This window comes from uncultured Anaerobiospirillum sp., from assembly GCF_902485895.1.
Classification (GTDB): Bacteria; Pseudomonadota; Gammaproteobacteria; order Enterobacterales; family Succinivibrionaceae; genus Anaerobiospirillum; species Anaerobiospirillum succiniciproducens.
This window is the reverse complement of the sequence record NZ_CABTML010000045.1, coordinates 25,387-39,495: the sequence shown is the minus strand read 5'-3', so window position 1 is coordinate 39,495 and position 14,109 is coordinate 25,387. Positions and strand designations below refer to the sequence as shown.

Sequence of the window (14,109 nt, the reverse complement as noted above, 5' to 3'; positions counted from 1 at the left end):
TAACAAACTAAGGGAGCAATGCTCAACCTAGCTTGTTGCTGCAATCTTGCAGAGTCTGTTAAAACACTTTAGACCCTTGCAATGTCAATAATGTTCAATTACGAGAGGTGTAATGCTGTAAATTGCTGCAAAACTAAACTTAGCCATATCAGCATCAGTAGTTCATTGCTAATTGCTGCAAAACCTTGCTGAGGTTTTGTTGGATAGTTGATAAAAGCTTGCAACAACATCAACTTAGTAAGTATAAACACCACGTGTTAAAAATCAACTAACAAAGCACTATATGCAAATTAACTAGAACTTTCTTTATTACACTGCAAAGCTTGCAACAGCAATCATTGCGCGTAAAAGCGCTTGTATACAAGCTCTGATACTGCCCCAAAAGATGACGTAAGTACTTCACAAAGTCTTGATATACATCGCATTTTCATAAGGTGGAGCATACAATCTAAAGTACTGTGACTGCAATTTGCTGCAAAAATGTCTGACACGTAATTTACGCTCTATCCTCAATAGACTTTCCATTACTTGCTTTTACATAGGCTCACTTAACATCAGCCTGTATGACAAGATTATAGTTTTACCACCTTTAGAAGCTACTTACTTTGAATATGAGTACTACTTGATATAGTTCTTTTATGCGCTTAAGGCTTTTTACTTCTGTACTTAACTGATTGCACGCACGCTTAGTGAAAATATCCAATTTGTAGTGATTTTAGCCTTGCTGCAGGTTTACTGTTTCTTTTAGTCTTGTCGTTCTCCATCTTGATGATGGTTTGTAGTTTTTTTTTGATGGGTATGTTAGCAAGCCGTCGATTGTAGATCGCTGGTTTTGAGCTTGGGTATTTGGGGCTAGTCGATTTTGTGGGGCGGATTGTAGGCTCGTTGGTATTTGGATGATTTTTTTTCGTGGTTTATTAAGACTAAAGGCCTAGATAGAGCTAGGCCTTTGTTGGGTGTTAACAGCTATCTTTGCTGCCAATGAGAATGTGGTTTGCTACTTCTTTGTTGCTAGTGCACTGGGCTTAAGTTTACCGACTCCCAGGACTGTTTGGTGTGGTATTGAGTAGCAAAGGCCAGGCTCTTAAAATCATCTTCATTGCTGTATTCGCAAGTTAAGATCATGTTCTTACGCTTGAGCATGTAGTTAACGCGCTCAATATATTCAGCAGACTTGATGGAGTAGCTGTTGTTTACAGCAGAGGCGTTGAGCTCCTTAAACTTGTGTACATTAAAGTCAGGATCTGAATCTAAAGAGCGGCTCAGCTGCAGATAGAAAGGCTCAAACCACATCTTCACATTGAACTCAATAAATATTGAGGAGCACTCACTTACTGCAAGCATGCTCAGATCACTTAAGTCTAAATCTTGGGCCATGCGGCGATGCACAATACGCAGCTCATCAGTTAAGTTGAAAAGCTTATGGTCTGTTGCAAAGGTAATGGAGCAAGCCAAGACCTTACGCACGTCATCAAAGTGCTTTGCAGTACCAAAAAGATTGGCAAGACCTACTGCAAGTGAGTAAGTTTTGGTCATGTAAGTAACCATGTTGCCAAATTGAGCTAAGGTAGGAGATGGGATAGCTCCATACTCAACTACTGCCTTTCTAAAGGCATCAGCATCAACACGAGTACCACGCTCTACGCTAATGCATGCATCATCACCTGATCCAATCTTATAGCCAGGATTGTCGGCGTTGAAGATACTTAGCAGTACTGCACGACGTAATTTGGATAAAGGTTCTGCGTAGATAAGACCACCTTTCTTGAAAGGCAGAGATGGAATCTTTTGCACCTCATCTGAGGTAAAGAAATTGGCGCATACAATGTGGTCATCAAAACCGGCACTATCTAAATCAGGAGCTTCACCTGACTTAGAGTGAGCATAAATGTCGGTTGGACCTTCGTACTTCATACCAGTACGATCAATGAAAATAGTGCTAGAGCCAGCAACTAGCAGCAGTACCTCATCGATAAAGGAGCTAAACTGCAAACGAACATCATCAAGGTCGTAAACAGTTACACCCCAATTCTCATCAAGCCACTGCTTATCAATGTTCTTGAGCTCAAACTCGACTTCACAAATCGGAATGCTGATATCGCCACTGATGATACTGCCACGATCTAAAGCTAGCTCAAAGCAAGCAAAGCGAGGCACAGATAGAACTAAAGAGCTGCGCTTAAAGACAGTTAAGTACTTACAAATTAAGCTCTTACCTTGAACTTTGGAGGCAAAACCATTTGGTAATAAATTGCTGTCAAATAAAGACACATCAGGAGAGGTCACTGAGTCATCTACATTAACTGTAGTCTCAATATGAGTATGAGAGGCACCTGCTGCCATATCCTGAGTTTTGAACTTTAAGGTCTGTTCAACTGTTGAGCTCAAACTACTGCGGCGTAGACGCAGACCGGCATTAAACTCTTTAAATAAAAGGTCATCTTCAGTATCAAAGTACTCATTCTTAAGCACTTCGCGCTTTACCTTGCTCTTATCAGCAAAGAACTCCTTTAAATCATGTTCACTACGGAACTCTTGGGACAGTCCTTCATAGTTAAATGCAATGAGCTCATTGAACTTGGCGATAAAATCATCCAGGAAACAATCAGCGTACTGCGCGTTCAGACCGTACTTGTACTCGCATTCAACGTTGTTGAGAAGGTTTTCCTTAGTAAACATAAGCAGCCTCTACCGCCACATGGCAGTTGACAATCCCGACACCAGAGATAAAAAAACTACCAAACCATATTGCTAAGTTTCTATTTAAGACACTGCAAAAACAGCAGCTTATCCTTAGCAACTACCGCAAACATAGCTAACTATAAAGTTAGCCACTACATACAAGCTAAGATGTTATTAGCAAAGCCCATTCGTAACTTAAGCAAACAGGTGTAAGCTCAAAGCTATGTACTAAAAGCTAGTAATGAAGAAAAGACTTGCCATGTACCACTAACAAATCTGCCTTAAGATCTGTCATTAAACTCAGCTAATTGGTATAGATGTCAGACAAATATCTATAGATGTTTTGTTGGACGATAACAAAGAACGAAATGTCATGCAATGGCGTTCTACATCACATTTGCTCGTCTTATTGAACTAGTTTGGCATATTATAGTTCACAACATAGATACAGCAACTTATTAAACATATCAAAAAAGTATCGCATAGTTCACTTGCACTAGAAAAACTCACCACAAAGTAGCTACAGTAAAGATGTGCAAGCCAATATTTTGCTGTTTTTTGAAGCTCATCATGAAAATCAGAGCAGACTTTGCACTAATTTGAGTCTTTGCCGCACTCATTAATCTAAACACCATTACGTACACTCATGCTGTCTAAATTCCTAGTCCAAGCTCTATAGCAAATGGCAGCAACAGCGCCCGCTCAAGCGCCTATGTCTACGCCCGTGTCTATGTCTCCCCCGAGCCTGCGTCTCAGCCAGTGCCTATGTTTCCACACTAGCCTGTGTCCATACCAGTGCCTATTTATCCACCCGAGCCTGTGTCTATGCCATGCATCTGCTATGTTTTGAATCTGCCACGTTTTACACTCCCGCCCTGTCTTTGCGCAGTTTTAGTTTCTGAACATGCATAGTATTTACGATGGCCTTTTATCAATATGTTCCCTGTTAAGGCCACTTAGACTGCTATCAATTTGATGAATTAATCGTCGCGGGATATGCTGCGCCATGCCACATATGGACATGGCTTGCTTAATGGGATGCAAGAGCTTTGGCCACTGCATATTTTGATGGTCAGTGGCATGGTGCTTGGCTGTAGCTGCAATTGCTAATGCTATTGCTTGTGCTATTGCTTGTGCTTCGGTAGTACTACTTTTTGGCTGGGGATGCGGCCTTGATGGTGGTATTTGCAGAGCGATATTCACTTGGCTTGGATCCTGTGTACTTCTTAAAAACACGTGCAAAATAGCCAGGATCTTTAAAGCCGAGCTCATCAACTATGGAGCTGATGCGTTTGTCAGTTTGTGATAACAACTTACAGGCCTCTTCAATGCGCATAGCATTGATGTACTCAACAGGAGTCTTATCTGTGTACTCCTTAAAGGAACGACACAGATAGGTTGGCTGCAGCTTGACCTCCTCAGCTATGTGGTTGAGCGAGATGTTCTCTTTATAGTGAGCTGCAATAAACTTAATGGCATCGTTAACGAGCTTTACCTGACGACGCTCCGAGGCTGTTTGTTCCTCGTGATTTTTATAGTGCTGCTCATACTGTAAGATGCCCATTAAAGTTAAGAACTGACCTTGAGCTTTGAGCTCTAAAGCAGCTCTTTTGGAGAATTTGTCATCTTGTGCAGAGTTTTCCTCTAAAGAAAATACACTCTGTACGGTATGACAAAGATCGTCAAAAGCAGTAATTACGGCTCTATCGTCTGGATTAGTACGATAGAACACGCTCTGCAGCTTAATCTGGCCGTTTTGAATAGCTTCAATAAAGTAACGACCATTACCAGCATGCTCTAAAATTAAGTTTGGATCAAAGTACAGGCACTTGTAGACAAAGCTATCCGACTTATCTAAGCGCTCTAAACGTCTATAGTCACGCTCTTTTTGATCATTCCAGCGCCACTCTTGGCCATCTAAAGGCTCAAAGTTTTGCACATCATCAAGACTATCTAACTCAAGCTCTGATGCTGTTACTTGCTTATCAGTATTAGAGCTTTGCTTATAAGCGTCCTTACTTTTCTTGCAGCTACTCTTGCTTTGCTTAGATGCTAAGTCTTCCTTACATGACTTAAGCGCAGCAGCATTCATCTTGGCATTAGCAAAAGTATCATCATCTTGACCATCAAGAGACACGCTCGATGCTACTTGCTTGCTTACTTTAGATGCTGCCTCTCCTGTCTTAGCTTTGCTAGTCTTTTTCTTGGCTTTACTATTTGCTCTTTCGTGCTTTTGCTTAGTACTAGCAGACTCGTCTTTTACGTCTTCCACGAGTGACTGCAGAGGTGATTTAAATTCTTCTACTTCACGTAATTCTGCATCAGAGTTTGCGAGCTCTTTGATAGCGTCACGCTTAGCGCTAAGGAAGGTGCCAACTAGTACTGGAGGATCTACTTGCTCATTATTAGACTGCTCTAAAGCACGCAGACATAAAGAGTCATGCTCAATAGCCTGCTTAGATGAAGTAGTTACACCTTCTTTGTTGGTAAAGGTATGCTCAATGGTATTTAAGGTGCCATCTTCAGTAGTGATGGTACCGTCTTGATTATAGATAGGAAGTTTGAGCTCAAGATGCTCAAAATGGTGACTGACACCTGCCGGAATAATAACCAGATCACCCTTGTGCACGGCGTATTTCATGTCATCAAGATGGACAGTGTATGACCCTTCCCCGATGAGGATCATCTCATGTTCCATATGGTAGTGATTAACATCTTCCTTGCACTTAGCTTCATCAACTACAACTCTGTAGCTGAAAGGAAAACTTAAACTACCTGACTCTACACTGTGTTGACGTGAGTTCTTCATCGAAACAACCGGTTTCCATCATCCACCACAGCATAGCTAGTCTCAATACTCATTAAGCAGCCTGGACTATAAATTTAGTTAAAGCAGCTGCTTAAATGCTGTAAAACACCAGATGTTCTGATCCAGTGTTATTAAAAACATACTCAGCAACCTAAGCTCTCTAACTTATCTACATGAGCAATTAACATCTAGCCACTGCTAGAAAAAAAAACTAGTAGATAAGAACTCACAGCACTTAGCCTACTTTGCATAGAGCTAAGTGTCTTTAGCTATTTTGTTAGCCTATCTTGTGCCAAAGCCCATATACCTTTAGCAAGGCTAACTTTGCTTTGGCAATTCTAGCAAAGCCTTTACAAAGCTAACTGTGCTTGGCAAAACCAACCAAGCATTGGCATGACTAACGTTACTAAGAAAGCTAGCTACCTTAAGCAATACTAGCTATGCCTAGCAAGACAATAGAGCTTTAGCCAATCACAAGGCTTTTACTAAAGCTATTAAACTCAAACTTAAATTGAGTCTCAGTGCTAAAGCAATCAAGCTATGAGCATGCATACACGAGGGCAAGATTATCTTGCTCGTTTATATGCATAAAGAGCAATCAAGCATGTAGTAGCTTTATACAAGCAACACCAAAAGTTGTTCTTGCATATCAACAGACTACATTTGCTTAACTAAAACTATTTTTGAGCACTACCCAAGCTCGCATTTAGGCAGTGCTATCCAAACTACAAACAAGATTGTGCTTAGCAATTAAGCTAAGCTGCAGACTGTTTAAAACAGTGCTGCTAAGCCGTAAGAGCAATAAAGCTCAATACGCTGTGTACTTTTCGCTGCAAATTAAGTTCTATCTAAGCTCATGCCTAGAGACACTATCTAAAACAACCTTAGATGCTTATCAAAAACACCAGCAGCGGCTTATGAGCTAGTGCCGTCAGAAAGCCTCTCTCCTGTAGCGTATCTGACATAGAATTCCTTTGACAATTTTGAGGGCTTCAAATGAGCCCTTGTTAAACAACAACAATACTGTCAATCAAAGTTAACGTAAGCTTAGTAAATTATTAGAGAGTACTCGTGATCAGGACATGCTAATAAACAATGGACGTAAGTCTATGTCTAAAAATCCACGACTAGAGTAGTTCTAGCTTACTGACGCAATTATATAGTGATTGCCTCATGTCATTAAGCCAAAATCCTTTTGCCTGTACGTGAAAAGTACACGAATATCCCTAGCCTTTCTAAATCAAGATAAGCTACTAGATTAAGCGTAACCTGATGTTCTTACCTTAGGCTTAATTTCACTGCTATATCTCAATTTGAGCATAGCAATCTCAAAGTAATGCACTAAAGTGCCTTAGTTAGTGATATGGTAGTAGACAAGTTAATTTTCAGTTTTCAAAAATTAAGTTTGCGCAGCCTTTACACTGTCTTTATGTAGCAAGCATACAGTAGATCTGTCTCATAGCTTTGCTAAGTGTTACTTACGATATTTACACATTTGCAAGTGTTAAGGCGATTTTAGGCCCTATGCTTGCACTACATAATCATAAAGAACTGTCACTGCGCTTGCTTGCACCATAGCTTATATACAACAAATGGCCTTTTGGGCACTGCTCTTAAGTACATCAGTCCCATTAGACTAATTAGCCAAGAGTAATAGTCCCACTAGCTTAACTAGCCTAGATGCCTTTGGCTTATTAGAGTTATTGGTTTATCCTGTATTTTACCAATTCGATTTGTCAGGTCTTATACTACTACTAGCTGCTTGAATTAATTGCTCAAAAAGAGTCATCTTGTATATGCAAGATGCTGGAAATGAATTAAAAGACTTATGCAAGATCGCAGTTATATATGCTGCATTGAGTCTTATTTAGAAATGAGAATGAGTACGATACTTGTTCTGTCAATGCGAAGTTGCCTTTATGGCTACTTGTTGTTTAGCTTCGCTTTTAAGAAAAAGGTTTTTGTATGCGTGTTCATAGACTTTTTGCTACAGCCACAGCTTTTATGCTGAGCTATGCCCTTGCTTTTTGTCCAATAGCATTTGCTGAACATGCCCACCAACACGTGAGCAGTGAAGCATACACTAATGCAAAATCTGCTGCCAACTTCCCTAACGGCAGGGATATACTCATCATTGTGCCTAAAAAGGCTGGTGGCGGTACGGACATAGCAGCACGTGGACTAGCTAAGTTAATGTCCGAAGATTTAGGCGTCAAAATCCATGTAGAAAACGAGCCTTGCCATAGTGGCTTAGTTGCAACTAAAGCTATTGCAAATGCTACACCCAACGGCTACACCATGGGTATGATTACTGTAGATCTGGCTCTATATACCCATCAGGAAAAGATCAAAATCGCCGTCGATGCCTTTACCCCCATCATTACTCCAATCTCAGCTCCAGCTGCTTTATTAGTCCATAGTGCAGCCCCATATGATACTTTAGAAGAGTTTGTTGAATATGTACACAACCATCCTGGAACCATCTTAATGGGAAATTCAGGTGTAGGAGCCATTTGGCATGTTGCTACTTTGGCATTTGAAAAAGAATTTGGTGTCCGTGTAAAGCATATTCCTTTCTCTAAAGGCAGCTCAGATATAGCTGCAGCTATTGCTGGCAAACAAATCAATGCCACACTTGCAGACCCTTCAGCCTTTAAAGAGCAAATTGATAATGGCTCACTTAAAATCTTAGCCATTATGTCTAACGAGCGTTCTAGACTCTTTCCTGATGTACCAACCTTTAAAGAGCTAGGACATAATCTCGTCATTGGAGCTTGGGCAACTTTAGTTGTACCAAAGGGCACTCCAGAGAAGGTGGTAAATGTTTTACGTACCTCAGCAAGACGTATCTCCTCGACATCCACATACGATGAGTACTTCTTAAGCAACTATATTCAGCCTAAATACATCATTGGCGATGAGGCAGAGAATTTAATGAGAGATGATAACTATCGCTTTGCTATCATCCTTAAAAACCTCCTCAAGCGCTAACAAACAAACGACTACAATACTTAGCTCGCACCCGTGCCATTTAGACACACTTACAGCTGCATCTTTAGCTGCACATACAGATGCAGCTTCATATGCAAATGCAGATGCAGATGCAAATGCGGATGGTGCTGAGGCTGATGCTGGGGCTTAGGCTGAGGCTGTGGCTATTGATGATTATGCCATGCGCCTTTAAGCACCATAATTAGGCTTGGTACTCATGCATAAGGTACTGTAAGTTAGCATGATAAAAGCTCATGTACGTCTAATATGCCTTTGTATAGCCATTTGAGACTACAAACTAGATACAAATCATAATTGTGTAATGCTTTGCATTAAAATGCAGCAAGTGCTATCCATTTTTCGTAATACTGTTTGCATATCCATCATGGTCTTGTAAGATTATGCAGGTTGACCAAAATTACAAAAGTCATGACGGCCAACTATCATTGCTTGACTACTAATTTTCTAGAATAGCTAATTTAGCAATGATAACTTTTTAGAACAGCTAATTTAGCAAGGCTATATGAAATCCTAAGTGGCATAATATAGCGCAAAAGAATTTATGTTCATGTTGGTATAGCTAAGAGCTAGCCTAATGGCTACTCAACATGACTCTTACAAGAATGCATCACACATGCACCTTGTTTACCGATTCAATCCTGAAACTAAGCCTGCGTGCACAGGCTTAGACTTGGAGCTCGCAGAGTCTAACTGCGAGCTCTTTTTACTTTGGCCTAGGCTAAATCCACAAAGCTAGGCTTACTCTGTTAATTACTCTTGTTCCAGCCCAATCTTTAGCCCTATTTTTCCTGTAAACCCTGACCTTTTGTTAGGCAATCAGAAAACCACTTCCTGTTGCTAGACGATCAGCCACCAACGCCTTATTTGCTTTTGCATGCAGCTTGATTGCCAGTCACTTGTGTGCTCGTTTGTCTTTTTGCTTGCTGCTTGCATGATGGGTCGCTTGTGTGCTCATTTACTTTTTTGCTTGGCTACATGATTGGCTTGTGCTTGGCCGATGGATTGGCTCTTTTGGCGTTGGCTAATTGGATGGAGAGCTACCTTAACGTTATAGCTGAGTTTAGGAGTCGAGAAGATGATGTCGTGAGAATTGACCTTTCTCTTGGCTGAACTATTTGGCTTGAGCCAAAGTAAAAGAGCCTCCATAACCTTTGTGTGGCTATGGAGGCTCTTATGTGCCTTTATGATAGCTTGGCTTAGCTTAGCTTTGCTTCGCTTAGCTTGGCTTGGCTTGGCTTTTGCGACAAGCTATCTGATTAGTATTACCTTTTTGGGGTAATTTGTTCGGGTTTGTTATTACTTGAGTAAGGACTTGCCTACAGCAACGGTGTTATCAACGGTGAAGCCGTACTTCTCAAAGAGAACGTCAGCAGGAGCAGAAGCACCGTAGTGGTCGATGCCTAAAACCTTGCCATCAAGACCAACGTACTTGTACCAAGTAGTTGTTGAGCCAGCCTCAACAGCAACACGGTTACGTACTGCTGCAGGGAGAACCTGCTCTTTATACTCAGCGCTCTGACGATCGAATACTTCGCAGCAAGGCATGGAAACAACACGTACCTTCTTGCCCTCAGAAGCTAACTGCTCAGCAGCCTTAACAGCTAAGGCAACCTCAGAACCAGTTGCGATGTAGATTAAATCAGGGGTGCCGTCGCAATCTCTTAAGATATAGCCGCCCTTAGCGATAAGAGGAATCTGCTCTAAAGCACGATCCATCTGCTCTAAGTTCTGACGGGAGAGAATAACCTCAGATGGGCCACACTTTCTCTCAACCATGGAGCACCAAGCTACAGCAGTCTCAACCTGGTCACATGGACGCCATGTGTCTAAGTTAGGAATTAAGCGTAAAGAACCAATCTGCTCGATAGGCTCGTGGGTAGGACCGTCCTCACCAACACCGATAGAGTCGTGGGTGAATACGTATAAGGTTGGGATCTTCATCAGAGCAGACATACGAATTGCGTTACGTGCGTACTCGGAGAAGATTAAGAAGGTACCACCATATGGACGGAAGCCGCCGTGGAGCATCATGCCGTTCATAGCGGCAGCCATTAAGAACTCACGCACACCCCAGTGTACATAGTTACCCTGGATTGCACCTGGCTTAATGGAAACAGAAGCCTTGTTAACGGTTAAGTTGGATGGAGCTAAGTCAGCAGAACCACCAGCAAGCTCAGGTAATAAAGCACCGAAGAAGTCTAATGCGTTCTGGCCAGCCTTACGGGTAGCAATCTTAGCTGGGTTCTTCTGTAACTCTTCAGCCCATGCTAAAGCCTTTTGCTGAATGTCGCATGGCAGATCGCCCTTCATACGACGCTCAAACTCGCTAGCAAGCTCAGGGTACTTAGCCTTGTACTGATTGAATAAATCATTCCACTCAGCTTCAGCCTTAGCACCGGACTCAACAGCAGACCACTGAGCGTAAATGTCCTCAGGGATCTCAAATGGGCCGTAGTTCCAGCCAATAGCCTCACGGGTCTTAGCAATCTCATCGTCGCCTAAAGGTGCGCCGTGGGATGCTGCAGTACCAGCCTTGTTAGGTGAACCCTTACCAATGGTGGTGTTACAGATAATTAAGGATGGACGTGACTTTTCATCCTGAGCAGCCTTAATAGCCTTACGTACAGCCTCACCATCGTGGCCGTCAACCTCTTGAACGTGCCAGTTGTAAGACTCAAAACGCTTAGCAGTATCGTCACCAAACCAGTCCTTTACCTGACCGTCGATAGAAATACCGTTAGAGTCGTATAAAGCGATGAGCTTGCCTAAGCCTAAGGTACCTGCAAAGGAGCATGCCTCGTGAGAGATGCCTTCCATTAAGCAGCCGTCGCCCATGAATACGTAAGTGTAGTGGTCAACGATGTTTAAGCCATCCTTGTTGAACTCGGAGGCTAACATCTGCTCGGCCATAGCAAAGCCAACAGCATTGGCAAGACCCTGACCTAATGGGCCAGTGGTGGTCTCAACGCCAGGAACCTCACCGTACTCTGGGTGACCAGGGGTCTTAGAGCCGAACTGACGGAAGTTCTTGATGTCTTCAATGCTGAGATCATAACCAGTTAAGTGGAGTAAAGAGTAGATCAGCATGGAAGCGTGGCCGTTAGATAAGATAAAACGGTCACGGTTAGCCCAGTTAGGGTTCTTTGGGTTGTGACGCATAAAGCCGCGCCATAAGGCCTCAGCCATATCGGCCATACCTAAAGGGGCACCTGGGTGACCTGAGTTGGCCTTCTGAATGCTGTCCATGCTTAAGGCACGAATTGCATTAGCTAATTGCTGATACTGTGACATGAGTTCTCCAGTGAAATGACTGCATCAGGCCGTAGGCCGTGGCCTAACCTTTGTAAGAGATCACTACTGCCATCCTTGTGTAAGCACTAAGCGTACAAATCCAATTTGTATGCTCTGTACCCAAGACAAAACACTAGCTAAACACAAGTGTTGTCCCAAAGCTGCAGTATTGATGTCTTGCAAATGCTAAAAGCACTAAGCTTTATGCCTTTGCCGTCGGAAACTGTCTAAGATTACTAAGATAAAAGACCGAACTTCAACACAAACAGTTCGGCATCTAATTTAGTTGTTAGGATAGGGAAAAAATCTTAAAAGTCCATAGCTAATGACAATCTTTTTAACCTACCGCTAATTTCACCACAAAAAGCCTACCTTAGCGCTGCTCATCAAGCTAAAAATAAGGCTAATAAGCCACAAAAAAGCGCGTGGCTGCATCTGAGATTATAAAAAGCCTCTGCCAATTCTAAATTAGGCCAAAGTAAGATCTGTGCTTTCCTAACAACACAACTTTGTGCACCATCCTAAATAGAGTGTGCTTGCCAAGCACCAGTTGTTGTAACCACCTCATCACGCTTTGCATACGGTACGCTTTGCGCTTGCCGCTACCACAGTACGCTTTGCGTACGGTAGGCTTTGCGGTTGATAGGCGCAATGCTCTTAGAAGATCGAAAGGTGCTGAGGCTCCTCATTGTGGTTCGTGGACGCAAAACATGGTTATGGTTGGCTTAGATGCTTTTGGTGCGTCCAAAAGCAAAAAGCGCAGGAGTTTTTAGGCCCCTACGCTTTTTGTAAAACTTTAAAAAGTTTTAGCTTTTAATCTACGAACTCTTTGCCGTTAATAGTAAGGCCATTCTCGTCGAGAATTACCTTAGCAGATGAAACGCCAGTCTTTGGATGGACGCTAAATGCAGCGAGGTTTTCCTTGTTAATGGAGCTACCCTCAATGGTGTTCACATCTAAATCTGCAGTTACGTTAGCATCTACAAATGGAACAGTGAAGATACCCATTGGGCTATCCTTTGGCAGAGTTACATTACCATCGATGCCTAAGGTAACCTCACGCATCTCAGGATCCTTGTATGGATCGAAACGTACTAAAGCAGGAACCTTAACAGTTGAACCCTTGCTTACGCGCAGGTCTAAACCGTTCTGGCCAATAGTAGCTAAGATGTCACCAACACTCATGTTGTTGAACATGTTGATGGTAAGCCCAGAAAGCTTACCGTTTAAGTTCAGATCGCTAAAGTCAGAAGCCTTTGCAATCTTAAGCTCGTAGGCAAGATCAAAAGCACCAGTAGTAGCAACGTGACCGCTTTGTAACTTAACAACGGTGTTGTCTAAGAGCTCAAGCTGATTGCCAACAGGGTAGAAGATCTTGTCGCACTGAACTTCGTTACGGCCGAAGTTTAAGAGGTTAGCAAGACCACGGTTAGATGAGTAGTACTTAACACCAGATAAGCCAAGACCAAGATCGTCGCTTACAAAGCTATCTACTACTAAAGAAGTAGAGATGTTCTCGTTAGCATCCATCTTGATGGATAACTTAGCAGTACCAACAGGTAAGAAACGTGTGTCTGCCTTAACCTGCTCTAAAGACTCTTCGCCCATAATGGAAACAGTCTTTTCAGCTACGTTGTTAGCATCCTTAATAGCCTGCTTCTTGAACTCTTCAAAAGCTACTAAGTTCTCTTCCTTGCTCTTGTGAGCATCATAAACGTATGCTGGCTCAGCTGGAGCATTAGCCTTAACCTTCTTGGAGGTGTCCTTTACGAACTTGCCACCCTTAAGTAAGGTCTGGTAGTCGTCAAAGGCCTTAGCATATGCATAGTTTGACAGACCGTAAGTGTCGTTTAAGTATGAAACAGAACCATCGAAGCTCAGCTTGCCAGTAAATAAGCTTAAGTGAGCACGTGCCTTGATATCGGTAAGAGTATCAAGCTCTAAAGACTTGATGGCATTAACGCGGCTAATAGTAGCGTGGATTGGGTCGAAGACGATGTCATATGAACCGTAATTTAATGACACATCTAAAGGCAGATTGAATGAGTCCTCGTTTAGAGTAACCACTAAGTTGAGCTTACGCTCAAAGAGGCTACCATCACGCTCGTACAGAGCAACAGATAAGCCTTGATCCTTAAGCTCAGGATTGCCGTTTAAAAGATAAAGCTCGATACCCTGACGTGCCTTTTCTACAGTGTCGCTATAGCTGCATAAGCTCATTAACCAACCGCTGGATAGAACCAGAACACCTGCTGCGGCTGCACCAACTGCTGCCGCTTTCTTAACGTCAAATGCCATTATGTTCCCCTGACATT

Annotated in this window: 5 protein-coding genes; 1 reads left to right on the top strand and 4 read right to left on the bottom strand. The window is 42.5% G+C overall.

Annotation, left to right across the window (positions count from 1 at the left end; all coding sequences use genetic code 11):
• Positions 1-1,011: 1,011 nt before the first annotated feature.
• The gene (locus tag RDO37_RS03730) at positions 1,012-2,679 is read right to left on the bottom strand and encodes a CYTH domain-containing protein (protein ID WP_308498155.1); all 1,668 of its coding nucleotides are present in this window, start codon (positions 2,677-2,679) and stop codon (positions 1,012-1,014) included.
• A gap of 1,150 nt (positions 2,680-3,829) precedes the next feature.
• On the bottom strand, positions 3,830-5,491 hold the full coding sequence (locus RDO37_RS03725) for an AraC family transcriptional regulator (RefSeq protein WP_308498154.1): 1,662 nt from the start codon (positions 5,489-5,491) through the stop codon (positions 3,830-3,832).
• 2,064 nt (positions 5,492-7,555) lie between these two features.
• Here RDO37_RS03725 and RDO37_RS03720 point away from each other — a divergent pair.
• On the top strand, positions 7,556-8,482 hold the full coding sequence (locus tag RDO37_RS03720; protein WP_308498153.1) for a tripartite tricarboxylate transporter substrate binding protein: 927 nt from the start codon (positions 7,556-7,558) through the stop codon (positions 8,480-8,482).
• A gap of 1,317 nt (positions 8,483-9,799) precedes the next feature.
• On the opposite strand, the gene tkt is transcribed toward RDO37_RS03720, so the two are convergent.
• The gene (gene tkt / locus RDO37_RS03715) at positions 9,800-11,794 is read right to left on the bottom strand and encodes a transketolase (protein ID WP_308498152.1); all 1,995 of its coding nucleotides are present in this window, start codon (positions 11,792-11,794) and stop codon (positions 9,800-9,802) included.
• 813 nt (positions 11,795-12,607) lie between these two features.
• Complete coding sequence (locus RDO37_RS03710) at positions 12,608-14,092, bottom strand: hypothetical protein (RefSeq protein WP_308498151.1); 1,485 nt, start codon at positions 14,090-14,092, stop codon at positions 12,608-12,610.
• Between the last annotated feature and the right edge of the window lie 17 nt (positions 14,093-14,109).